This window comes from Pseudomonas inefficax, assembly GCF_900277125.1.
In the GTDB taxonomy this organism is placed as follows: Bacteria; Pseudomonadota; Gammaproteobacteria; order Pseudomonadales; family Pseudomonadaceae; genus Aquipseudomonas; species Aquipseudomonas inefficax.
Window position 1 is genome coordinate 171,695 of the sequence record NZ_OPYN01000150.1, and the last position, 21,688, is coordinate 193,382.

The window sequence follows — 21,688 nt, forward strand, 5'->3', positions numbered from 1 at the left end:
CGCTGTCGGCCAAAAGCGGACATGGAAAGAACCGCTATCAACCACGCAACACATGGACCGCCACACCGGCCAAGGCGCAGCTGAACAGTACCTGGATCACGCCACGCCTGAAGCGGAACAGGGCCACTGCGGCAGCAATGGCGATCAGCGCCGAAGGCCAGTCGAACGCCCCGCTGAAACCCTTTGGCCAAAGCACGTGGTAGCCGAAGAACATGGCAAGGTTCAGGATCACCCCAACGACTGCGGCCGTGATCCCCGTCAGCGGTGCAGTGAACTTCATCTCGTTGTGGGTCGACTCCACCAACGGGCCACCGGCCAGGATGAACAGGAACGATGGCAAGAAGGTGAACCAGGTGACGAGGCTCGCCGCGACTGCACCGGCCAGGAACGGGGATTGCTCACCGAACATCGGGTGCACGTAGCCACCGACAAAGCCGACGAAGGCTACCACCATGATCAATGGCCCTGGCGTGGTTTCTCCCAAGGCAAGGCCATCGATCATCTGGGTGGGTGACAGCCAGCCGTAATGCCCGACGGCGCCCTGATAAACATAGGGCAGCACGGCGTAGGCTCCACCAAAGGTCAGAAGTGCAGCCTTGGTGAAGAACCAGCCCATTTGCGTCAGGGTGCCGACCCAGCCAAACGTCAGCGTCAGCAGCCCCATGGGCAAGGTCCAGAGTACCGCGCCGATCAGAACCAGACGCAGCAAATGCCCCACCCGGAAACGCGCATGCTCAGGTGTTGGTGTGTCGTCGTCGATCAGGGCCGGGCCGTAGCTGTTCCTGGCAGCCCCGTGACCGCCACCAATCACGAACTTGTCGGGGGCGACGCGTCCGCCAACATAGCCAATGATGCCGGCAACCAGCACGATCAGCGGGAACGGCACATCGAGGGCGAAGATGGCCACGAACGACGCTGCGGCCATGGCCCAAAGCCAGCCGTTCTTCAGCGCGCGTGAGCCGATGCGGTGAGCCGCGTGGACGACAATGGCCGTTACTGCGGGCTTGATGCCGTAGAAGATTCCTGCCACCACCGGGACCTCGCCAAAGGCGATGTAGACCCAGGACAAGCCAATCAGGATGAACAACGAGGGCAATACGAACAACGCGCCGGCAATTACCCCACCCCAGGAGCGGTGCATGAGCCAACCGATGTAGGTGGCCAGCTGCTGTGCCTCGGGGCCTGGCAACAACATGCAGTAGTTCAGCGCATGCAGGAACCGCTTCTCGCTGATCCAGCGCCGGCGCTCGACCAGCTCCTGGTGCATGATCGAGATCTGCCCGGCAGGCCCACCAAAACTGATGAAGCCCAGCTTGAGCCAGAACAGGAATGCTTCGAACAGTCCGATCGGCCGCTGAACCGCTTGCGATGGTGGCTGTTCGCCCACTGCCGAGGTGCTATCAACCATTTTGCGCTTCCTCACTCGCGAAAGCCGTCAGCAGGCCATCGAAGATGCCCCCGGCGACCCTTGTCAATTGATCGTCATCGCCAATGCTTTGTCTCAAGCCCGCGAGGACACGTTCGATGCCTGGTGCTTCGGAGGGTTGGTTGCCTCCCACATCCAGGTAGTGAATCACAGCGGCCAGGCGTGCCAGGCCTGGCTGCTGTACGGCAAAGCTCTCGATGAGGGTTTCGAACGACACCCGCTGCCCGACATGGCTGAACCTGGCCCCATCAAAATCGAAGCCCAGCGCATCGCCCGGGCAGTCTTCAGGGCTGTCCAACCAGATGAATCGGGCGTCGGCATCGATGAAGCGACGAATCAGCCAGGCACAGGCCAGCCGATCCACCCATGGGCGCTTGCGGGTGGCCCAACGGCGGCCCTGGAAGTCGTTGCGTTCCAGTCGGATGATGGCCTCATCGTGGGCACTCGGCTCATCGCAAGACAGTGCGCGGCCAATCGCGGCTTCGAGCTCCTGCAGCGCCGAGTCGGCTCGCGCCTTGGGCACGCCCGGGAAAAAATCTATCGCCGCCAACTGGCTGAAAGCCTTCCTGAGCTTGCGCACCTGCCGTGCTGTCTGCAGCGCATTGTCTGGCACCAGCTCAGCCCTGCAGCCGGCAATTTCTTCCATCAGCCTGGCGTACTCGTCGCTCCTGTCGAACAGCCTGCTGAAGCGCTCCTCACGTTCAGTCAGCGACAGGAGAAATGCCGTGCCGTTGATGGCCAGCACATCTCGCTCGACCGCTTCGAAAACTTCCCGGCCTGCACACTGTTCGGGCAGCAGGTAAACACCATCCCTCAGCACTGCTGCGCCCGAGGCCTTCAGGCTTCTCCAGGCACGCATGCGCTCGGTGGCATTGGCCGTCGGCAAACCGAGAATCAGTAGCGACCAATCGATCATGTAGAAAACTCAACATAATATGTTTACTTCTCTACATTAAATCAATGCTGGCTAAAATCAACAGCTACGCATCGACCTCGCAATCGATGGTGACAGGCAAGCCGGGCTCCCACAGAAACCGTGGAAATCTTGGGGTCTGCGCCGTCCCTGTGGGAGCCTGGCTTGCCGGCGATGGGCCGCAAAGCGGCCCCAAATCGCTTGACTGACTGGCATCAGGTAAACCCACTCCTACAGGGTCCAGCTAAGCGGGATCCTACTCAAGGGGAATGGTCAGGCGATCGATCACGGCACGGGTATCAGGCCGCACCCCGCGCCACCAGGCGAACGCTTCCGCCGCCTGCTCGACCAGCATGCCGACACCGTCGGCCAGGCGCGTCACCCCCTGCGCCTGGGCCATGCGCAGAAACGGCGTCAGGCCTTTGCCATACGCCAACTCGTAAGCCAGCCGCGTCTCGCCAAGCACGCCTTCAGGTAGTGGCGGCAGCTCGCCGGTGAGGCTCGCGGAGGTGGCATTGACCACGATGTCGAAAGGCTGCCCCTCCAGCTCCTCATAACGGCTGATGCGCAGCCTTGGGTGATCCAGTTCGTTGCGCAGGGTGAGCGCCGTGGCCATGTCTCGGTTGGCAAGCACCAGCTCGCTCGGCCCTGCCTGCAGGAACGGCAGCAATGCCCCACGCACCGCGCCACCAGCGCCGAGCAACAGTACCCGGCGATTGCCCAGCGGTTCACCGAGGTTCTCCTCGATATCCCGCAACAAGCCGATGCCGTCGAAGTTCTCGGCAAAGATCCGACCATCCTCGAACTTCAATGCGTTGGCCGCCCGCGCCAGCTGTGCGCGTTCGCTGCGCTGGTCAGCCAGCTCGAAGGCACGCAGCTTGAACGGCGCGGTGATGTTCATGCCCAACCCGCCATCATTGCGAAACTGCAGTACCTGGGCCTCGAAGCCCTCGAGTTCGCCCTCGAGGGCGCCGTACTCCAGGCACTGGCCGCTGGCCTGGGCGAACAGGCCATGAATCAGCGGGGACTTGGTGTGGCTGATCGGCCGGCCGATCACTGCATAGCGGTCGCTCATCGTGCATCTCCGTGGGTGAACAGCACACCATCTGCCTGCATGGCGGTGATTTCTTCAGGGCTGAAGCCAAGCCCGGCGGCGACTTCGGCATTGTGCTGGCCGAGGTCCGGGGCTACCTGGCGGATCGTGGTGTCACAATCCGAAAAGCGGAACGGCAGGTTGGGCAGGCGCAAAGTACCGTAGCGCGGGTGCTGCTGCTCGATGACCATGTTGCGCGCCTGGATCTGCGGGTCGGCCACGACCTCGTCGATGCGCTGCACCTTGGCGCTGGGAATGTCGATGTCATCGAGCAACTGCAGGATATCGGCCACACGGCGCGCACCCACCCAGTCGCGAACCACGGCCAGGATCGCCTGGCGGTGGGCGTTGCGACCATTGAGGCTGTGGTAGCGGCTGTCGTTGCCAAACCCGGGCGGGCCACCGTTGGCTTCGAGCATCGCGGCAAAGCGCTTCCAGGCGTCGTCGACCTGAGCGGCGATTACCAGGTCGCCATCGGCAGCGCGAAACACGCCGTACAGGGTGGAGGTAGGCATGTCATGGCCGGTCTGCTCGGGCAGGACGGTGCCGTCGGACAAGGTGTAGCACTGCACCGCGTACTCATGCATCGACACCAGCGTGTCGTAAAGAGCCATGTCGATGTGCTGGCCACGGCCGCTGTTCACCCTGCCCAGCAGCGCCGCATTGATCGCCGCCACGGCATGGATGCCGGTGTACATGTCGCCCAGGGAAATGCGCAGCAATGGCGGCGCTTCGCCCGGCACGCCGACCATCTGCATGATCCCGCTCTTGGCCTCGGCGATCAGCCCGAAACCGGCGCGGTGGGCATCTGGCCCGGTGTGGCCATAGGCGGAGATCGAACAGTACACCAGGCGCGGGTTGCGCGCCGACAGCTCGGCGTAGCCCAGGCCCAGCTTGTCCAGGGCGCCGGGGCGATAGTTTTCGATGAACACGTCGGCCGAGTCGGTCAGGCGCTGCATGAACGCTTTGCCACGCGCGTCCTTCATGTTCACGCTGACGCCCTGCTTGCCCATGTTCAGCTGCAGGAAGTAACCGCTCTGCTGCTCATCAAGGGTAAACGCGTGCTGGCGGCCGGCATCGCCGTTACCCGGCCGTTCGACCTTGATCACCTCGGCGCCCAGTGCTGCCAGGCAGCGGCCCACGTAGGGCCCGGCCAGGAAGTGGCTATAGTCGATGACGCGGATACCCGCCAATGGCAATGCCTGGCTCATGCCTGCACCCTCCTCGGCACCATCAGACGGTGCTCGCCACGCTGCACGACTTCGCCGTGCTGGTTGATCAGCTCCGACGGCAAGACCACGATGCCCCAGCCCGGTCGGCTGTTGCTCGGGCGCATCGCACCCACACGCATGCGCACGTGCAGCACATCGTCGACCTTGATCGGCAGCACGAAGTCCCAGGTCCAGCCCAGCGACATGCCCGGTACAAAGCGGTAGTCGCACTGGGTCTTCAGGCCGTCGGCGATCGACAGGCCGAACAGGCCATGGGCAACCAGGCAGCCGAAGTGACTCGCGTTGGCGTATGCCTCGTCGACATGCACCGGGGTGTGGTCGCCAGTGAGTTCGGCGTAGGCCAGGATGCGTTCGCGGGTCACGGTGTAGCTGGGGCTGATGCACTCATCGCCTTCGCGGGCATCCTCCCAGTATCTTTCCATCACACTCATGCCGTCACCTCTGCACGTGGGTCGATCGCCAGTACCTGGGCGACGCATTTCGCCGGCAGTGCCTGAATGAACTCCACCGCCAGGCCGTCAGGCAGGCGCAGCCAGTTGCGGCCCTGGGGCATTTCGCTGACGCCGAAACGATGTGCGGCGGCCAGGGCAGCTTCGAGGTCCTCGCACATGATGCCCAGGTGCGCCATGCGCCCTTCCGGCCCGGCAAAGTCCGGCTGGTGGATGAACTGCAGGCCACCGAGGGTCCAGTACTGCGCAGGCTGCTCAACGTCGCCCTGCATCTCGCGCATGGTCATGCCGCACACCTCGCTGAAAAAGCGGATGTGCCACTGGATGTCCCGCACCCAGAACGCAACGTGTTCAAGATAGGCTTTCGGCTGGCTCATGGATTATTCCCCTTCTGCTGATCGGCCATGGCGCGCTCGATACCCTTGATGCAGGCCACCAGGGTCGCGTTGACCGGCGTAGCCACGCCATGGCGCTGGCCCCAGCGCACGACGGAGCCGTTGATGAAATCGATCTCGGTGACCGAGCCCTTTTCCAGGCTCTGCAGCATCGAGGTGCGAAAGCTCGCTGGCAGGCCTTCAGCAGCCAGGCGCCACGCGGCGTCCGGGCTGGTGAGGCTCAGGCGGATGCCGGCCCGCTCGGCGACGGCGATGGCCTCGCCCACCGCTGCCTTGGCGGTGCTTTCCAGCAGTGGCTCGCTGTACAGCTGGCCATAACTGAGCATGGTGATGCCGCTGAGCGCGCCTGTCGCGACGTTGACCAGCAGCTTGTCCCACATGGTGCCGAGAATGTTGTCGCTGACCGTGGTGGCGAGCCCGGCGCCATTGAAGGCCTCGGCAATAGCTTGCACTCGCAGGGTACGTTGGCCGTCGAGCTCGCCGATGAAGGTCCGCTTGCCCGCTACACCAGCACGGATCGAACCCGGCGCCAGCAGCACGCCACCGACGTAGGTCTTGCCGGCCAGTACCCGCTCACGCCCCACGGCCTCGGCCAGGATGTCTTCATGGCCAAGACCGTTCTGCAGCGACAGCACCTGCGTCTGCGGTCCGATCAGCGCCTTGGCACCGGTAATCGCCTCGCGGGTGTGGAACGACTTGACCAGCACCACCACCAGGTCGGCCACGCCCACGGTTGCCGCGTCGCAGGCCGCCTTCACCCGGACCTGCCGCTCGCCGCGTTCGTCCTGCACCCGCAGCCCGTGCAGGTTCATAGCGTCGACATGCGCACGGCCACGGTTCAACAGCCAGGTTTCGTGCCCCGCTTCGCTCAAGGCTGCACCAATGGCACAACCCAGGGCACCGGCGCCCAGAATGCAGATTTTCAAATCGCAGACCTCCTGTGGTTTGCGACTACCTTATGCAGCGGGTGTTATTTCGGCTATACAATGGGCTCAATACAGTTATTGAGTTTCGCAATAATGAACACGCTCGATGCCTTGCCCGATCCCAAGCTGCTGCAGCTGTTCGATGTGCTTTACCACTGCCGTAGCGTGACCCGCAGCGCTGAACAGCTCGGCCAGAGCCAACCTACGGTGAGCATCTGGTTGGGGCGCTTGCGTGAAGAGTTGAACGACCCGCTGTTCGTGCGCACCCCTGGCGGCATGGCCCCTACCCCACGAGCAGACCAGCTGATCGGGCCCTGCCGCGAGGTGCTGGAGTCGCTGCGGCGCCTGACTACCTGGGAGCCGCAATTCGTTCCGGCCACGGCGCAGCGGCGCTTTCGCCTGTGCGTCAGTGATGCCAGCCATATCACCCTGCTTCCCAGCATCCTCAACCACCTGCGCACCCATGCGCCGGGCATTCGCCTGGAGGCGGCGCGCATCGATGGCAATACCGAGAGCGCGCTGGAATCAGGCGAAGCGGACCTGGCCATCGGTTTTGTGCCTTGGCTGGGTGCGGGGATGTATCAGCAAGTGTTGTTCGAACAGGACTGGGTCTGCCTGAGCAACCCGCGGCACCCTCGCCTGGGCAAAGGCATGAGCGTGGCGCGCTACCAGGCCGAGGGGCATGTACAGATCAGTGCCGGTACCGGGCAGAAGTTGCTGGAGGCAGGCCTGGCACGGGCCGGCATCGAGCGCAGGATAATGCTCGAGCTGCCGGCATTTCTGGGGTTGGGGATGATTGTCGGGTCGACCGATCTGGTGGCTACGCTGCCACGGCACATCGGGCAGACACTTGCCGACATGCATGGTTTGCAGGTGCACGATTGCCCCTTTGCCGTGGAAGGTTTCACGGTGAAGCAGCATTGGCACGCGCGCTACCAGCAAGACAGCGGGAATCGCTGGATGAGGGAGGTGGTTCGGGCCTTGTTTCAGGCAGGTGCCGGTTAGCATGGTTGTTCATTGTGGGAGCGGGTTTACCCGCGAACACCGGCACAGCCGGTGCCATCCACAATGGCGCCTGCTTCGCGGGTAAACCCGCTCCCACAGAGTGCGCGCCGCGCTTACGATAGCCGTTATCTTTTGGCGTCCGCTTTGGTCGGTAGCTGCCGGTCGTGGACGATTGCTACCGCGCTACAGGGGGCCGCTTTGCGGCCCATCGCCGGCGATGGGGCCAGTACTGATTACAGAGTTCTGGATCGCTGTCTGAATGAATGTGACTCATACCCAGAACAGTGGGCAGACCAATCCCCTTCTCGTATCATTGCTGCTCCTCACCTGGAATGATTTTCGTGAAGCCTTCACCTGGAAGTGACTCGCCGATCCAATCGAATTCTAACGGGCCGAAATGGGATGTCGGCGAAGCTGTCAGCCAGCTTTCCTGGGATGACTTGCGGATCATCAAAACGCTAAGTGACTGTAGCAACCGCGCCGCTACGGCCAAGAAGCTGGGCATCAATGTGTCCACCGTCTCGCGCCGGGTCGCGCAAGTCGAAAAGACGCTTGGGGTCGCGCTTTTCGATCATCGCAAGGCGGGGTATCTGCTGACTGCCGAAGGTGCCGAGCTGCGTGCGCTGGCCGAGCGCGTTGAGCTGGACATCGTCAGTGTCACCCGCAGGGTATCCCGTGCCGGCCAAGGCCCCCTGGGAAAGCTGCGAATCACTACCAGTGACTCGCTGCTGCTGTACTTTCTCACGCCGATCATCGCGGACTTCCAAGCCCTCAATGAAGGGATCACCATCGAAGTGTTGGTCGGCAACCAGACGTTGAGTTTGGCGAGGGACGAGTCGGATATTGCGGTGCGCGCGACAAAAAAACCTACGGACACCCTCGTGGGTCGCAAGCTCGCCAACATCGCTTGGGCGGCATATGGCAGCGTCAAGCAGGCGGCGGTTGCCGATCCCTTCGCTGAGGGCCAGGCATGGGTGTCCTACTCGGGAGGCCTATGCGGTCTGAAGGCAACGAGCTACGTCGAATGTCGGGTGCCCTCGGAGCATATTTCTTACCGCACTGATTCCGTGGCGGCAGCAAGTGCCGCCATTGCGGCGGGCCTGGGTTTTGGCTTCCTCCCCTGCATGCTGGGCGACATTACCCCCGGATTGGTTCGGGCCGGCCCGGTGGTGCAGGAGCTTCAGGATGAGTTGTGGCTGCTTACCCACCAGGACATCAGGAAGTCCTGGCGAGTGAAAGCATTCATGACGTTCTGCGCGGCTGCAGTAGCCGACCTCAAACCTCTGGTCGAAGGTCAGCAGGCCATCCCGGCTTCATAGTTGAAACCGGGAGCGCAGGTCACTTGGCCTGCGCACCGATCACCGCACGGCACACAATCTCGATCAGTTGAGGACGCTGGGCAAGCCGCGATACACCGATGATATTACTGGCCGCCTGCGGGCGCTCGGTGCCATAGGCTGCCTTGCGCACCTTGCCGACTACGGCAAAGGCTGCGTCCATGTCCAACACATATAGCGTCTCCTCGACGACATCCTGCATCGTGGCACCATACAAGGCCAACAACTTGGCAATGTTGTCGTAGGAAACCCGCATCTGTTCGCCGATTGACGAGAAATCGCTCGGACGACCGTCAGCATCCAGTGGCGCCGGCGCTACCAAGTTGCCCTCTTCGTCATGGTTGAACTGCCCCGAGATGAAGATCTCGCTCCCGACTCGCCGCGCTTGCGGATAGCCGTAGCCCTCTTCCCACGGAACGCCCCAGTAGGCGGTGTCGTCGTTGAAAGGTCGTGAAGCAGCCATTGGATTCTCCTTGGCGAAAATGGATCGATGTGATCCGACTGGCCAAGATCCTAGCATCGGATTTGACGCCACCCATGGTGCATAAATGCGTCTGCAAGGAAGCAAAAGTGCGCCACCGTTTCGCTGAATCTTTCGCTACCTTTTGCTGGCACTCGGCGACGACCCGCCGAGAAACTCTCGCCACCGTTCAGCAAAAGGGAACAACAATGAGCAATCCACACACTGAAGTCCTGACCCCGCTCAACAGCCAACTGATCTTCATCGATCAGCAACCGCAAATGGCTTTCGGTGTCCAGAGCATCGACCGACAGACGCTGAAGAACAATGCCGTAGGCCTGGCCAAAGCAGCCAGGATCTTTAATGTGCCCACCATCTTCACCACGGTCGAAACCGAGAGTTTCTCCGGGCATACCTACCCCGAGCTGCTCGCGGTTTTCCCTGACGCACCGTTGCTTGAGCGCACGTCCATGAACTCTTGGGACGATCAGAAGGTTCGTGATGCGCTGAAGAAGAATGGTCGGAACAAGATCATCGTGTCAGGCCTGTGGACCGAGGTCTGCAATACCACCTTCGCACTGTCCGCCATGCACGATGCAGGCTATGAGATCTATATGGTTGCTGACGCTTCCGGGGGCACGACCAAGGAGGCTCACGACTACGCCATGCAGCGCATGATCCAGGCGGGCGTGGTGCCAGTCACCTGGCAGCAGGTGCTGCTGGAGTGGCAGCGCGACTGGAAAAACCGCGACACCTACGATGCTGTCATGGCGTTGGTCAAGGAGCATTCGGGCGCCTACGGCATGGGCGTCGATTACGCCTATACCATGGTGCACAAAGCGCCAGAGCGCGTTCAGCACGGCCCCACTCTGGCACCCGTGGCCGCAACGATCTAAGACCCCCTCTGCCCCAGGCTTGGCTTCTGATCTACAAGCGGGGCTGGCATGAGCTGATCCGGGCTGGTGAGTCGCGACGCAATGCTCTGAAGACTCGGAAGGGACTTCAGCGAACGGTGCCGCCCGGATCAACCATCTGCAGATTTTTCAGGATGAATTGATCTCATGAAGAGTGCTATTGGCATCGCTGTAGCCACTGTCGCGATTCAGTCGACGGAGCGGCGCAAACCCTGGCAGGTCTCAACGGCCAAGCAAATGATGCTGGATCATTTGGATACCGGTATATCGGTCTCGGCACTTGCCGAAGCGTGCGGATTGTCGCGCAGTCATTTTTCACGAATGTTCAAAGAATCCACACAGGTATCCCCGCAACAGTGGTTGCGGGAGCAGCGGCTTATGAAGAGTAAAGTGCTGCTGGAAGCGTCGACGATGATGCTTGCCGAGATCGCCCTGGAGTGCGGCTTCTACGATCAGCCACATTTCTGTCGAGTGTTTATGAAATCTGAAGGGCTAACGCCTCAGGCATGGCAGCATCAGGCGGCTTAGCCGGGATGCTATACCGCTCAATTCGGCATGTACTGCCATGAGTGGATATCGCTCGCTAGCTCGCAGTGCCGGCATAGTGAGTTGGTACCAGGGTAATACAGCTCTCCAAGAAGATTTCCTGAGTATCCGCTATCGACCTATAGCGGACAGCAATCCAAAGCTCTGTAGTCAGTGCAGGCCTTATCGCCGGCAAGCCAGCTCCCACAGGAATATCACCAGCCATCAGGCATGCGCTGTACCTGTGGGAGCCGCGCTTGCCGGCGATGGGCCGCGAAGCGGCCCCGGATACAGATATCCGCTATGAGTCGATGGTCGGGGGTTGATGCAGTGCTTCGATCGGCACGATAACGGTAATTTATTTTGCGCGCTAACTATTAACGCGCAATATACAAATCAACCAGCAAGCAATCGCTGATCCCCCTACCCAAGCCAACGGAGCATGACCATGAACTTCAGCAAAGCAATCGCCATCGCCACCTTGACCTTCGGCGCCAGCGTCAGTGCCTTCGCCCAGACCGCCTCGCCGTACCAGTACGGCATGCACCTGGACATCGCCCAAGTGATCGCCGTGGACGCCCCGGCCAACGCAACCGGACACGCCAGTACTGCCACCCTGACCTACCGTGACAGCGACGGCAATGTGCAGAAGGTCAGCTACCTGCGCCCGACCACCTACGCCAACCAGAACTGATCACCCTACCCAGCGCCTCAGGAGCTTGACCATGAAACTCTCCCGCCCCCTCGCCGCCGGCCTGCTCGCGCTCGCCGTCAACAGCGCCTTCGCCGCCGGTAGCCCCGGTGTGGAAACCACCACCCAGGCTTTCCTCCAGGCCCTTGAAGCCGGTGGCGGCAAACCACTGGAAACCCTGTCGCCGAAAGACGCCCGTGCCGTGCTCACTGGCGCACAGGCCAGCGTGAATGTGGACGTATCCGGCATCCAGGTCGAGCGCCGCACCATTGCTGTCGACGGGCAGGCCCTGGAGATCCGCGTGGTACGTCCACAAGGGGCGAAAGGCGAGCTGCCTGTGTTCATGTTCTTCCATGGCGGTGGCTGGGTGCTGGGTGATTACCCGACCCATGAACGCCTGATCCATGACCTGGTGCTCGGCTCCGGTGCGGCGGCCGTCTATGTCGACTACACGCCATCGCCGGAAGCAAAATTCCCAACCGCCATCAACCAGGCCTATGCCGCCACCCGCTGGGTTGCCGAGAACGGCAGGCAGATTGGCGTCGATGGCAAGCGCCTGGCGGTTGTCGGCAACAGCGTCGGCGGCAACATGGCGGCGGTTGTGGCGCTCAAGGCCAAGGAGGCCGGCACGCCAAAGCTGCGCTTCCAGGCCCTGCTGTGGCCGGTGACCGACGCCAACTTCAACAACGGCTCGTACAACCAGTTCGCCGAAGGCCATTTCCTGACCCGCAACATGATGCAGTGGTTCTGGGACAGCTATACCAGCGACCCCAGGCAGCGTGACGACATCCACGCCTCGCCGCTGCGCGCAAGCCTGGAGCAGTTGAAAGGCCTGCCACCCGCGCTGGTACAGACCGCCGAGATGGACGTGCTGCGCGATGAAGGCGAAGCCTACGCCCGCAAGCTTGGCGCTGCTGGCGTACCGGTGACCGCCGTGCGCTACAACGGCATGATCCACGACTTCGGCCTGCTCAACGTACTCGGCCAGGTGCCCGGTACCCGCAGTGCGATGGACCAGGCTGCCCAGGCGATCAGACAGCATCTGCAGTGATAGTGGTTCACGACCGGTGCGGCTTGGCCGCATCGGTCGTTTCCATGCCTCGCGCCTACTTCCCGTGCAAGAGGATCACGAAGTTCTTTTTCATGTCTTCCAGCACGGTCCATTTGCCCTTGGCGCCCGGTTCGATGATGAACGTGTCGCCAGCGGCCAGTGTTACGGGGGCGCAACCCTCAAGCTCGATGACGCAGCGTCCACTCAGGACATGGCAGAACTCCCAGACTTTGTAGTCGATGCGCCACGCTCCGGTGCTGGCTTCCCATTCCCCGGAAATGCGACCTTGCTGTTCATCGTGATAGTACTTGGACGTCAGCGTATGAGGGGTGCCTTCCAGGACCGCTTCAAAAAAGGGCAGGTCGCGCACCGGTTGGATATCCAGTTCGCGGAACACGGTCAGTTTCTTGTTCATGGTTTTTTCTCGAGCACGTTGTGGGTAGGGCGATACATCAAATAGGCTTCACCGGTTACGCCCAGCATCGGGTGCGGAACGATCTGGCAGGTTTTAACAATCTGAAAACCGTGACGTTCGTAGAAGCGGCGTGCACCGTGGTTTTCTGCATAATCGATCAGGCATAGCCCATCCAGGCCAGAATCCTCGGCACGTTGCTGGGCATGGCGAAGAAACTGGACGCCCAGCCCCTGGCTGCGCCACGCCTCATCCAGGGCCAGGCTGGAAATGTACAAGGTGTCGGGTATTTCCATGTCGGAATAAGGTGCGAGGACCGGGTCTGTCTCGACAGGCCTGTCAGGTGTCTCGCGCAAGGCATAGCTGTGCATCATGCCGATGACGCGCCCTTCGAAAGTGGCCATCAGGCAGTTCTTGTAGGAAAAGTCGCCCTGTTCCCTGGCATAGCGAGACGCACCGACACTCAGCAACGCTTCTCCAGGTGCGGCAAGCTTGCTCCATATGTAATCGGCCATGCCTTCCGATGTCAGTTGAAAGAAGCGCGCAATATCTTGCGCGTCCGAGGCTTGAGCGGGTCTGAACTCGACAGGCATGTACAGTGCTCCCATGGGATCGGGTGGTGAGTTTTCAAGGATTACGCCTATGACAGGGTGGCAGGGTAGCCGGATTGAACGGCTCCCATCATGCTCCAGGCGAACACCGTCAACACGGCGAGCGACGCTGTCCCACCCTCGAAGTCACGTGGGGATGGCCTTTACCCAGCATGTTTCGAAAATCATCAGCCTTCAGGCATGCGCTGTATCTGTGGGAGCCGCGCTTGCCGGCGATGGGCCGCGAAGCGGCCCCGGTTACAGATGTTCGCTATGGGTCGAAAGCGGCGATTCAATTGGTCAGCCGCTTCTCCATCGGCTGATAGACCAACCCGGCAGTTTCGCCCACTTCCCCTGCCAACGCAAAACCATAACGTTCATAAGCTGCTACCGAAGGAGATGCGACTTTCAACAGGCAGCTTTTGAGGTTAACTTCCCTTCAAAATCACGCCGAGGCCATCTCCCTATGTCAATTGCTGACAACCTTCTTGCGTTCACCTTCGCAGCAACGCTGTTAACACTGACGCCCGGCCTCGACACTGCTTTGATATTGAGAACGGCCACCGTGGAAGGAAAGCAGCAGGCTTTTCGCGCCGCGCTGGGCATCAACACAGGTTGCTTGCTGTGGGGCGCCGCTGTGGCATTTGGACTAGGAGCACTGATTGCCGTATCAGAGTTGGCGTTCAACGTCTTGAAATACTGCGGTGCCGCCTATCTAGCCTGGCTCGGGCTGAATATGCTTTTACGTCCGCGTAAATCATTGTCGCCTGTCCAAGCGGCAGCAAAGCCAAGCCGTGACTGGTTCCTGAAGGGAGTGATGGGAAATATCCTGAATCCCAAGATTGGTATTTTCTACGTCTCTTTCTTGCCCCAATTCATTCCCCAAGGCCAGCCATTGATTACTTGGACGTTCGGCTTGGTAAGTATTCACGTGGTAATCGGGTTGCTATGGTCAATTATTCTGATCGCCGCAACCCAACCGCTGGCCGGTATATTGCGGCGTGAGAAGGTGGTTGCGTGGATGGATCGTGCAACAGGAATGCTCTTCGTTCTTTTTGCTGCTCGTCTCGCCTTCAGTAAACGTTAAGCCATTCAGTAAGGCGCCGGTGTATTGCCCGGAGGTTTACACATGAACAACCTTCCGCGAAGGACAGCAATGGGGCGGATCGCGACCGTCCACCGTATCGAGTTCACCCTTGTTCTCCCCTGACGCGAGGACAACCCATAAGCCAGCTCCCACAGGAATTTCATTAGACCTCAGACATGCGCTGTACCTGTGAGAGCCGCGCTTGCCGGCGATGGGCCGCGAAGCGCCCCGGTTACAGATGACCTCTTCGGGTTGATAGCGGTCAGCTCGCGAATGGCTGTCAATGGCCCTTGGCTATAGACGGCAAACGGCAGCATTCGGCCCGAAGCGGACACTTGAGAATAACCGGCTTCGTGAGTGCGACACGCACTCTGTGGGAGCGGGTTTACCCGCGAAGCAGGCGCCGCGGTGGATGGCACCGGCTGTGCCGGTGTTCGCGGGTGAACCCGCTCCCACAAAGTCCGCTGTAAGACGCAACGTCGGCTATGGGTCGATAGCTGCCAGTCGCGAATGACTGTTTTGCAATGACGCTTCATGAGAAAACCCCGCCAGTTGGCGGGGTTTCGATCCGACGGTGCGGTCATGCAACGCGCGTATCACGCGGCCCGGCGTGCAACCGGCGCTTGCGCACCAACAGATGCGCCGCCGATACCACCCCCAGGCTGACCAGGCTGGCAAGCAATTGCGTGCGCAGCCCTTCCTGGAACGCCATGGCCACCAGCACCCCGACGATGGCGGCGATAACCGCGTAGGACAAACCTGGGAACAGCCACATGCGCAGCGTCAGGCGCTGTGGTGCTTCGCGCTCCAGTTGACGGCGCAGCCGCACTTGAGCGATCGCGATGGCCAGGTAGACAAACAACATGATGGCGCCCGAGGCGTTCACCAGGAAAAGGAAAACACCTTGCGGTGACGCGATCGCTGCGGCGATGGCAATGTAGCCAATCACACTGCTCAGCAATACCGCCAAGCGCGGTACCCGGTGGCCGGTCAGTTGCGACAATGCAGCCGGCGCATCGCCACGCTCGCTGAGGCCGAACAGAATGCGCGAGGACACATACAACCCGGAGTTCAGCGCCGACAGCACGGCGACCAGAACCACGGCTTCCATGATCACAGTCGCACCCGGTACATGCATGACCTCCATGGCGGCGACGAAGGGTGAATGCCCTGCCTCGATACTGCCCCAGGGCACGATACAGACGATCAGCAGAATAGAGACGACGTAGAACGTGATCACCCGAAAGATCACCGAGCGGGTCATCGCAGCGACACTCTTGGAAGGGTCATCCGATTCGGCTGCAGCGATGGTAGCGATTTCTGCGCCGCCCACCGCAAAGATCACTGTTGGCACGCCGGCGAGCACGGCGCCGATGCCGTAGGGCATGAAGCCGCGGTCGTTGACCAGGTTGTCCAGCAAGGCGCCGGTGCTAGCCGCCCAACCGAACAGATAGGCACAACCCAAGCCGATGAACACGATGATGGCGAACACCTTGAGTGATGCGAACCAGTACTCGAACTCGCCATAGGACTTCACCGACAGACAATTGATGGCAGTCATGATTGCAAGCAGGCTCAGGCCGATGGCCCAGGCGGGCAGCGGGATCCATTGCTTCAATATGTCGGCTCCAACCACCGCCTCCACCGCCACGACAATGACCCAGAAGTACCAGTACAACCAGCCACTGGTGAAACCGACCCAATTGCCCAGCCCCAGTCGCGCGTACTCGGTAAACGATCCAACGCCCGGTATCGCCACCGCCATTTCACCGAGCATGCGCATTACCAGCATCACCACGATGCCGGCGGCAAGATAACTGAGGAACGCTGCGGGGCCGATCGCGCCAATGGTTGCACTGCTGCCAACGAACAGGCCGGCGCCAATGATGCCGCCCAGCGAAATCATGGTGATGTGTCGCTGGCGCAAGGCGCCACTCAGCCGGCGCTCACGCGGCTCATCCAGCTTCAGCGAATTGCTCATGGGTGCACCTCCTGATCCTGCGGGTTGCCGTACAAGCGAGCCTCGCCGAACGAGACATCGGATGATGAAATGTGATGCGACGCCGGATATTCTGGGCGCCTGCCGTGGCCCCCTGGAGCCGGAAGCAATGCAAGCGGGCTGCGCGCCAGGCTGTGGAACGGCTGATCTGTCATGGCGAATTCCTACCGTAGGGGTTCGCATTGTTGTAATGCATGACAAGCAGTACAATTCGAAGCTATCAACCCATATATATCTTGTCAATATCGTTTGTCATGGGTAAAAATACAGGACAACCCCAGCTGTTATCCTGCTGCGCGCAGGATAAGCACAAGGAAAAATCAGGCCATGAGCCCATTCAAAGAGCTACTTTCTGCCCTAAAGACGGATACGCTGCTGCAGCGCGACAGCGCCGAAACACTCTACGCGCAACTGGCCTCCTCCCTTGCCGAAGCCATTCGCAGTGGCGCCCTGCGTCCGGGCGAACGGCTTCCACCCCATCGCGAACTGGCCAGCGAACTGGGCATCAACATCACCACCGTGACCCGCGCGATGGCCGTGCTGCAGGAGCAAGGCCTGGTCGAGAGTCGCCCAGGCCGGGGCACCCAGGTTGCGGTGCCCCGCCAAGTACAGGTGCAGTTCCAGTCGGCGCCAAGCGATGCCCCCGGCATGATCGACCTCAGCGTCAACCGCCCCGCTACCGATGCCTACACCCAAGCTCTGGCCACCCTCCTGCCGCGCCTGGCCAGCGACCTGCGCTTTGCCGGGATGAAGGAGTATCACCCCTCCGAAGGCATGCCCTGGGCGCGAGAAGCCGCGGCGACCTGGTTGCGTGCACTGGATGTACCCGCTCAAGCGAGCAATGTGGTGATCACCGAAGGGGCCCAGCACGGCATCGCCTGCATCTTGCGCGCCATGACAGTGGCAGGTGACACCGTGTTGGCCGACAGCATTACCTATCAGGGCATCAACGCCCTGTGCCGGTCATTGGGGCTGAACCTGGTTGGCGTAGAGGGGGATGAGCGGGGCATGAACCCTCAAGCCCTGGGCGAGGCTATCGCGACCTACGCACCACGGGTGCTGTTCCTCGTGCCGTCGATCCATAACCCGACCGCCATCACCCTTGACGCGCAACGTCGCGTGGACCTTCTTGAAGTACTTGCACCACACGACGACCTCTGGCTGATCGAGGACGATGTCTATCGCCCGTTGCTCGAGCGCAGGGACGAGACATTCATGTTGCGCCGCCTTGCGCGAACGTTCTATGTCACCGCCCTCTCCAAATGCATCGCACCGGGCCTGCGCATCGGCTTCGTCGTCGCGCCACCCGAACAGGTGCAGAACATCGCCACCACCTTGCGCATCGACTGCTGGAGCATTTCGCCGCTTAACGCGCTGATCGCGACACGCTTGATCGAGGATCGCGTCACCGAGGCACTGATTGCCCATCAGCGCGAGGAGTTGCGCGAACGCCAGGCCTTGCTCGCAGAGCACCTCAAGGGCCTGCATTACCAGGCCAGCGATGTTGGCACACATGCCTGGCTGCAGCTGCCTGAACCTTGGAGCGCGTCACGTTTCGCCCGCCTTTGCCGGGAGCATGGCGTCGGGCTACTGCCCGGCGGGGCGTTCAGCTTGCGCCACGACCAGTCGCCCAATGCGGTGCGCATCAACCTTTCCGCGGCCAAGTCTCGCGAGCAGCTTGTCCAGGCCCTGGACGTCATTGCCCGTTTCGCGCAGCAAGGCCATTTGCATATGTTCGACAGGGTCTGAAGCCTAGATGAAGATGCCAGAGCGTTGTGAAGTCGCTGTAATCGGTGCCGGTGCGGTCGGCGTTGCCACTGCCTTGTGGCTGCGCCGCCAGGGTTACCATGTGGTGTTGCTGGAGCGCGATGCGGTCGCTGCAGGTGCATCCTATGGCAATGCGGGCACATTTGCGCCCTATGGCTGCATGCCTATCGCACAACCTGGCCTGCTGCGCGACATACCACGCCTGCTCTTCTCGGCGGACTCGCCCCTTGTGGTGCGGTGGTCTCGCTTGCCGCGTTTGATGCCCTGGCTTGTCCGCTTCCTGAATCAGTGCCGGCCTCATAATTTCCAGCGCAACGCGACGGCCCTTGCACAATTGCTGCAACACACCTACGAAGGGTATGCACCACTGCTGGATGAGGCGCCAGTGGCCGAAAAGCACTTGCGCCATAAAGGCTGCATCTATGCCTACTCCAGCCTGGACAGCCTGCGTGGCGCCGACGGCGGTTATGCGCTGCGTGACAGCTTCGGCATCCCTCAACAGCGCTTGAGTCGCGACGAACTCGAAGCACTTGAGCCCGCACTGGCCGGCAAGACGGTAGGCGGCATCCTCTTTCCCAAATCCTCCCATCTGGATGATCCAAAGCGCTTCTTCGAGGACTTGGCAGCGCCACTGCTGCTCGATGGCACCCTGTGTTTCAGCACCGTGCAGCGCCTTGTTCGGCGCAGCAATGCACTGCAACTGGACTGCGCCGATGGCCACAGCCTGCTCGCCGAACGCGTGGTGCTGTGCGGCGGAGCCTGGTCTGCCACCCTCGCACAGCAACTGGGCGATCGCATCCCGCTGGATACCGAGCGTGGCTACCATATCGAGTTCGACCTGGAGGATACCCTGCTCGAACGCCCCTGCTGCCCGGTCGAAAGCGCCTTCTACATGACCCCCATGGCGGGTCGCCTGCGCGTGGCCGGCACCGTGGAGCTGGGTTCAATCAATGACCCAGCCAACCCCCGGCGCTACGAGTACCTGGAGCAACGGGTACGGCGCGTGCTTGGCCTTCGCCAGCCAGTGGCGAGGCGCTGGCTGGGCTTTCGCCCGTCGCTGCCGGACTCGCTACCGGTCATTGGCGTCTCGCCGAACGAACCGCGCCTGATTCACGCCTTTGGTCATCAGCACCTTGGCTTGACACTGGCGGGAGTGACAGGGCAACTGGTAAGCCAACTCATCGAAGGAACAGCGCCTGCATGGCTCGACGCGTTTTCCTCACGCCGTTTCTGACCCAAGGAGATTGACCCATGACCATTCAGCGCAAACAGATCAACCCGCGCATGAGCCAGATCGTGATCCACCGCGACACCGTATATCTTGCAGGCCAGGTCGGCGAGACCGGCCAGACCGTGGCGGAACAGACCCGAGAAGCCCTGGCGCGGGTCGATGCACTGCTCGATGAGGCCGGCACCACTCGCCAGCACCTGCTTCAGGCCATTATCTGGTTGGCCGACATGGCAGACTTTACCGAGATGAATACCGTATGGGATGCCTGGGTACCCAGCGGCCATGCACCGGCGCGAGCCTGCGGCGAGGCGAAGCTGGCAGATCCGCGGCTGCTGGTGGAAGTGATCATCACCGCTGCCGTTCCCGAGTAATGGCACGTGGCGCCGGGCTTGTGACGAGCCCGGATGGCCACCGAAAGGCTCAAGCTTCGGAACTCCCGGAACGGTTGTTTCAAGTGTAACAAGGCCTGGACTGACACTCTCGCCAGTATGATTGTTTAGCCCAAATGCAGCTTCCGCCGAGTGACCGCTATCGACCCATAGCGGGCATCTGTAACAGGGGCCGCTTCGCGGCCCATCGCCGGCAAGCGCGGCTCCCACAGGTACAGCGCATGCCTGATGGCTGATGATATTCCTGTGGGAGCTGGCTTGCCGGCGATGAGGCCTGCACTGACTACAGAGCTTTGGATTGCTGTCCGCTCTAGGTCGGTATCGGCCAGCCGTAAACTGGCCGCTACCGACCCGAAGCGGACACTTGAGAATAACCGGCTTCGTGAGTGCGACACGCACTCTGTGGGAGCGGGTTTACCCGCGAAGCAGGCGCCGCGGTGGATGGCACCGGCTGTGCCGATGTTCGCGGGTGAACCCGCTCCCACAAAGTCCGCTGCAAGACGCAACGTCGGCTATGGGTCGTTAGCGGCCAGCAGCTTCAACCCAGCGATGATTGGCTTGGCTCTGCCTCCTCCTGCTTGAAAATACGCAATCCACGCGCCTGATAATTTTGCAGCGCGGCAGGATGGTCAAATGTGCAGGTATGTACCCACACCCGCTCTGTACCGTGCCATTCCCACGCAGATCGAACAGCGTGGCTCAATAGCGCTCCGCCGAATCCACACCCCAGGAACTGAGGCGCCAAGCCAAAGTAGCGGATTTCGCAGTTACGGCCGTCAGGGCGATAAAGCTCGTAATAGCCGGCTATCGCACCACGGTGATAGGCAACCCAGGTACGGTGGCACTCCTGTTCAACCAGCGCTTGCCATTGGGAACTACTCCAGCTATCAAGATCGCCCCACTCCCAGGGCGTTCCTACCAGCTTGTAGAGAAACCGATTGAATTCCGCCTGAGGCACTTCACATTCGATGATCTGGAGGTCGTGACGCTGTGGCTTTTCCTTCAACTCGGAAGCCGAGGTCATTTCCAGGTAATAAGTGATGCAAGACCGTTCCATCGTAGACTCCCTGCGTCTTCCCGCTAGCGATCAGACAAGCATGCCAGCTACGGCTCGACCGCGGCTACAGCAGATGTCTGCTTCGGCTAGAAAGCAGTCGCTATCAACGCTGACCCTACGCTCATCGGCTTCAGCTGTTGCTCCTTCCTGGCATCCTGCAAGTGTCCATCGCCCATCAACTCCACCGGACATTGAGTACGACGAAGTGCAGCAGGATCCAGACCATCAGCAGCAGATGGGTCAGTTGCAACCCCTCCTGACGGATCCAGTAGCCGAACCATATCCCACCCAGCAACATGGCGAGCAGGAACCCGAGCGCCGCGCTCAAGGCCAGGTTCAACCAGGGCAGCGAAGCCTCCAGCCCGTCGCCAAGCACCAGTTCATAGCAGCCGACCCAGGCCGTGAGCACGGCAGCTGCCTGTATCAGCACGATGATCGCCAAGGCCAGGCGATGGATCGAGGGAGAGGTCATCGCTCGCCCCAGCAGTGGGAGGCTGATTGCGGGCGGTTGGGCCAGCGGCGCCATCGACATGGTCGCCCCGATCGCCCCGGCCGAACTGGCAAAGGTATGCAGGTTGTTGATCAGGCTGATGCTCAGCCACAGGCTCAAGCCAATGCAGCAGGTGATCTGGAAAATCAGCAGTGAGGTCGGAGTGTCCATTCCTGGTCCTTGTGAGTTCGTTTCCGGAAGTAGCGAGAGAGTTCGGACGACACTCTAAAACCTTGACTTAACTCGAGG

At 61.1% G+C, this 21,688-nt stretch carries 24 protein-coding genes; 10 read left to right on the forward strand and 14 right to left on the reverse strand.

Going from position 1 to position 21,688, the window contains the following annotated elements:
• Nucleotides 1–37: 37 nt before the first annotated feature.
• From chrA to JV551A3_RS17300, 7 genes are all read right to left on the reverse strand, one after another.
• The gene (gene chrA / locus JV551A3_RS17270; protein ID WP_133973346.1) at nt 38–1,408 is read right to left on the reverse strand and encodes a chromate efflux transporter; all 1,371 of its coding nucleotides are present in this window, start codon (nt 1,406–1,408) and stop codon (nt 38–40) included.
• On the reverse strand, nt 1,401–2,342 hold the full coding sequence (locus tag JV551A3_RS17275; RefSeq protein WP_137010681.1) for a chromate resistance protein ChrB domain-containing protein: 942 nt from the start codon (nt 2,340–2,342) through the stop codon (nt 1,401–1,403). Before JV551A3_RS17275 ends, chrA begins: the two co-directional genes overlap by 8 nt.
• Before the next feature lie 253 nt (nt 2,343–2,595).
• Nucleotides 2,596–3,414, reverse strand: coding sequence for a shikimate dehydrogenase (gene aroE / locus JV551A3_RS17280; protein WP_133973347.1), 819 nt, complete (start codon nt 3,412–3,414; stop codon nt 2,596–2,598).
• The gene (locus JV551A3_RS17285; protein ID WP_133973348.1) at nt 3,411–4,643 is read right to left on the reverse strand and encodes a CaiB/BaiF CoA transferase family protein; all 1,233 of its coding nucleotides are present in this window, start codon (nt 4,641–4,643) and stop codon (nt 3,411–3,413) included. The genes aroE and JV551A3_RS17285 overlap by 4 nt, the downstream gene beginning before the upstream one ends.
• Nucleotides 4,640–5,095: a MaoC family dehydratase gene (locus JV551A3_RS17290; protein ID WP_133973349.1), complete on the reverse strand. Its 456-nt coding sequence runs from the start codon at nt 5,093–5,095 to the stop codon at nt 4,640–4,642. Before JV551A3_RS17290 ends, JV551A3_RS17285 begins: the two co-directional genes overlap by 4 nt.
• A complete protein-coding gene (locus JV551A3_RS17295; RefSeq protein WP_133973350.1) occupies nt 5,092–5,490 on the reverse strand; it encodes a VOC family protein in 399 nt (132 codons plus the stop codon). The genes JV551A3_RS17290 and JV551A3_RS17295 overlap by 4 nt, the downstream gene beginning before the upstream one ends.
• Nucleotides 5,487–6,434, reverse strand: a complete 948-nt coding sequence (locus tag JV551A3_RS17300) for a ketopantoate reductase family protein (protein ID WP_133973352.1) — start codon at nt 6,432–6,434, stop codon at nt 5,487–5,489. Before JV551A3_RS17300 ends, JV551A3_RS17295 begins: the two co-directional genes overlap by 4 nt.
• 93 nt (nt 6,435–6,527) lie before the next feature.
• Here JV551A3_RS17300 and JV551A3_RS17305 point away from each other — a divergent pair, with 93 nt between their 5' ends.
• Both JV551A3_RS17305 and JV551A3_RS17310 read left to right on the forward strand, forming a co-directional pair.
• Nucleotides 6,528–7,439 carry a LysR family transcriptional regulator gene (locus JV551A3_RS17305; protein WP_133973354.1) on the forward strand — a complete coding sequence of 304 codons (912 nt, stop codon included), beginning with the start codon at nt 6,528–6,530 and terminating at the stop codon, nt 7,437–7,439.
• A gap of 332 nt (nt 7,440–7,771) precedes the next feature.
• Nucleotides 7,772–8,758 (forward strand): LysR family transcriptional regulator, encoded by a 987-nt coding sequence (locus JV551A3_RS17310; RefSeq protein WP_177421315.1) that lies wholly within the window; start codon nt 7,772–7,774, stop codon nt 8,756–8,758.
• Nucleotides 8,759–8,777: 19 nt separating this feature from the next.
• Here the strand turns inward: JV551A3_RS17310 and JV551A3_RS17315 are convergent, their stop codons facing one another.
• On the reverse strand, nt 8,778–9,239 hold the full coding sequence (locus tag JV551A3_RS17315; protein ID WP_133973356.1) for a RidA family protein: 462 nt from the start codon (nt 9,237–9,239) through the stop codon (nt 8,778–8,780).
• A gap of 206 nt (nt 9,240–9,445) precedes the next feature.
• Here JV551A3_RS17315 and JV551A3_RS17320 point away from each other — a divergent pair, with 206 nt between their 5' ends.
• From JV551A3_RS17320 to JV551A3_RS17335, 4 genes are all read left to right on the forward strand, one after another.
• A complete protein-coding gene (locus tag JV551A3_RS17320) occupies nt 9,446–10,132 on the forward strand; it encodes a hydrolase (RefSeq protein ID WP_133973540.1) in 687 nt (228 codons plus the stop codon).
• 165 nt (nt 10,133–10,297) lie between these two features.
• Nucleotides 10,298–10,678 (forward strand): AraC family transcriptional regulator, encoded by a 381-nt coding sequence (locus JV551A3_RS17325; RefSeq protein WP_133973358.1) that lies wholly within the window; start codon nt 10,298–10,300, stop codon nt 10,676–10,678.
• Nucleotides 10,679–11,123: 445 nt separating this feature from the next.
• A complete protein-coding gene (locus JV551A3_RS17330; RefSeq protein ID WP_133973360.1) occupies nt 11,124–11,369 on the forward strand; it encodes a DUF2790 domain-containing protein in 246 nt (81 codons plus the stop codon).
• Between the two features lie 31 nt (nt 11,370–11,400).
• Nucleotides 11,401–12,417, forward strand: coding sequence for an alpha/beta hydrolase (locus JV551A3_RS17335; protein WP_133973362.1), 1,017 nt, complete (start codon nt 11,401–11,403; stop codon nt 12,415–12,417).
• Nucleotides 12,418–12,472: 55 nt separating this feature from the next.
• Here the strand turns inward: JV551A3_RS17335 and JV551A3_RS17340 are convergent, their stop codons facing one another.
• The 3 genes from JV551A3_RS17340 to JV551A3_RS17350 all read right to left on the reverse strand — a co-directional run bounded on the left by JV551A3_RS17340 (nt 12,473) and on the right by JV551A3_RS17350 (nt 13,834).
• On the reverse strand, nt 12,473–12,832 hold the full coding sequence (locus JV551A3_RS17340) for a cupin domain-containing protein (RefSeq protein ID WP_133973364.1): 360 nt from the start codon (nt 12,830–12,832) through the stop codon (nt 12,473–12,475).
• Nucleotides 12,829–13,422 carry a GNAT family N-acetyltransferase gene (locus tag JV551A3_RS17345; protein WP_235874592.1) on the reverse strand — a complete coding sequence of 198 codons (594 nt, stop codon included), beginning with the start codon at nt 13,420–13,422 and terminating at the stop codon, nt 12,829–12,831. Before JV551A3_RS17345 ends, JV551A3_RS17340 begins: the two co-directional genes overlap by 4 nt.
• Nucleotides 13,423–13,711: 289 nt before the next feature.
• Complete coding sequence (locus JV551A3_RS17350) at nt 13,712–13,834, reverse strand: GNAT family N-acetyltransferase (protein WP_372239053.1); 123 nt, start codon at nt 13,832–13,834, stop codon at nt 13,712–13,714.
• Between the two features lie 51 nt (nt 13,835–13,885).
• Here JV551A3_RS17350 and JV551A3_RS17355 point away from each other — a divergent pair, with 51 nt between their 5' ends.
• Nucleotides 13,886–14,506: a LysE family translocator gene (locus tag JV551A3_RS17355; RefSeq protein ID WP_133973368.1), complete on the forward strand. Its 621-nt coding sequence runs from the start codon at nt 13,886–13,888 to the stop codon at nt 14,504–14,506.
• Nucleotides 14,507–15,086: 580 nt separating this feature from the next.
• Here JV551A3_RS17355 and JV551A3_RS17365 read toward each other — a convergent pair.
• Entirely contained in the window at nt 15,087–16,487 is a 1,401-nt protein-coding gene (locus JV551A3_RS17365) for an amino acid permease (RefSeq protein WP_133973370.1), read from the reverse strand.
• A gap of 345 nt (nt 16,488–16,832) precedes the next feature.
• On the opposite strand from JV551A3_RS17365, the gene JV551A3_RS17370 reads away from it, so the two are divergent.
• From JV551A3_RS17370 to JV551A3_RS17380, 3 genes are read left to right on the forward strand one after another with little or no spacing between them, the layout of a single operon-like run.
• Nucleotides 16,833–18,254 (forward strand): aminotransferase-like domain-containing protein, encoded by a 1,422-nt coding sequence (locus tag JV551A3_RS17370; RefSeq protein WP_133973372.1) that lies wholly within the window; start codon nt 16,833–16,835, stop codon nt 18,252–18,254.
• Nucleotides 18,255–18,261: 7 nt separating this feature from the next.
• The gene (locus tag JV551A3_RS17375; RefSeq protein WP_133973374.1) at nt 18,262–19,506 is read left to right on the forward strand and encodes an NAD(P)/FAD-dependent oxidoreductase; all 1,245 of its coding nucleotides are present in this window, start codon (nt 18,262–18,264) and stop codon (nt 19,504–19,506) included.
• A gap of 17 nt (nt 19,507–19,523) precedes the next feature.
• Nucleotides 19,524–19,874, forward strand: coding sequence for a RidA family protein (locus tag JV551A3_RS17380; protein ID WP_133973376.1), 351 nt, complete (start codon nt 19,524–19,526; stop codon nt 19,872–19,874).
• Between the two features lie 556 nt (nt 19,875–20,430).
• Here the strand turns inward: JV551A3_RS17380 and JV551A3_RS17390 are convergent.
• Both JV551A3_RS17390 and JV551A3_RS17395 read right to left on the reverse strand, forming a co-directional pair.
• Nucleotides 20,431–20,949, reverse strand: coding sequence for a GNAT family N-acetyltransferase (locus tag JV551A3_RS17390; protein ID WP_112253820.1), 519 nt, complete (start codon nt 20,947–20,949; stop codon nt 20,431–20,433).
• 175 nt (nt 20,950–21,124) lie between these two features.
• Nucleotides 21,125–21,610 (reverse strand): DUF2165 domain-containing protein, encoded by a 486-nt coding sequence (locus tag JV551A3_RS17395; RefSeq protein WP_133973378.1) that lies wholly within the window; start codon nt 21,608–21,610, stop codon nt 21,125–21,127.
• Nucleotides 21,611–21,688 lie beyond the last annotated feature (78 nt).

Coding starts and splice junctions, on each gene's coding strand:
- JV551A3_RS17380 (WP_133973376.1), top strand. CDS start 19,524: ATGACCATTCAGCGCAAACAGATCAACCCGCGCATGAGCCAGATCGTG.
- aroE (WP_133973347.1), bottom strand. CDS start 3,414: ATGAGCGACCGCTATGCAGTGATCGGCCGGCCGATCAGCCACACCAAG.
- JV551A3_RS17375 (WP_133973374.1), top strand. CDS start 18,262: ATGAAGATGCCAGAGCGTTGTGAAGTCGCTGTAATCGGTGCCGGTGCG.
- JV551A3_RS17315 (WP_133973356.1), bottom strand. CDS start 9,239: ATGGCTGCTTCACGACCTTTCAACGACGACACCGCCTACTGGGGCGTT.
- JV551A3_RS17390 (WP_112253820.1), bottom strand. CDS start 20,949: ATGGAACGGTCTTGCATCACTTATTACCTGGAAATGACCTCGGCTTCC.
- JV551A3_RS17340 (WP_133973364.1), bottom strand. CDS start 12,832: ATGAACAAGAAACTGACCGTGTTCCGCGAACTGGATATCCAACCGGTG.
- JV551A3_RS17345 (WP_235874592.1), bottom strand. CDS start 13,422: ATGCCTGTCGAGTTCAGACCCGCTCAAGCCTCGGACGCGCAAGATATT.
- JV551A3_RS17325 (WP_133973358.1), top strand. CDS start 10,298: ATGAAGAGTGCTATTGGCATCGCTGTAGCCACTGTCGCGATTCAGTCG.
- JV551A3_RS17370 (WP_133973372.1), top strand. CDS start 16,833: ATGAGCCCATTCAAAGAGCTACTTTCTGCCCTAAAGACGGATACGCTG.
- JV551A3_RS17305 (WP_133973354.1), top strand. CDS start 6,528: ATGAACACGCTCGATGCCTTGCCCGATCCCAAGCTGCTGCAGCTGTTC.
- JV551A3_RS17395 (WP_133973378.1), bottom strand. CDS start 21,610: ATGGACACTCCGACCTCACTGCTGATTTTCCAGATCACCTGCTGCATT.
- JV551A3_RS17355 (WP_133973368.1), top strand. CDS start 13,886: ATGTCAATTGCTGACAACCTTCTTGCGTTCACCTTCGCAGCAACGCTG.
- JV551A3_RS17365 (WP_133973370.1), bottom strand. CDS start 16,487: ATGAGCAATTCGCTGAAGCTGGATGAGCCGCGTGAGCGCCGGCTGAGT.
- JV551A3_RS17330 (WP_133973360.1), top strand. CDS start 11,124: ATGAACTTCAGCAAAGCAATCGCCATCGCCACCTTGACCTTCGGCGCC.
- JV551A3_RS17335 (WP_133973362.1), top strand. CDS start 11,401: ATGAAACTCTCCCGCCCCCTCGCCGCCGGCCTGCTCGCGCTCGCCGTC.
- JV551A3_RS17290 (WP_133973349.1), bottom strand. CDS start 5,095: ATGAGTGTGATGGAAAGATACTGGGAGGATGCCCGCGAAGGCGATGAG.
- JV551A3_RS17295 (WP_133973350.1), bottom strand. CDS start 5,490: ATGAGCCAGCCGAAAGCCTATCTTGAACACGTTGCGTTCTGGGTGCGG.
- JV551A3_RS17275 (WP_137010681.1), bottom strand. CDS start 2,342: ATGATCGATTGGTCGCTACTGATTCTCGGTTTGCCGACGGCCAATGCC.
- JV551A3_RS17320 (WP_133973540.1), top strand. CDS start 9,446: ATGAGCAATCCACACACTGAAGTCCTGACCCCGCTCAACAGCCAACTG.
- JV551A3_RS17310 (WP_177421315.1), top strand. CDS start 7,772: ATGATTTTCGTGAAGCCTTCACCTGGAAGTGACTCGCCGATCCAATCG.
- JV551A3_RS17285 (WP_133973348.1), bottom strand. CDS start 4,643: ATGAGCCAGGCATTGCCATTGGCGGGTATCCGCGTCATCGACTATAGC.
- chrA (WP_133973346.1), bottom strand. CDS start 1,408: ATGGTTGATAGCACCTCGGCAGTGGGCGAACAGCCACCATCGCAAGCG.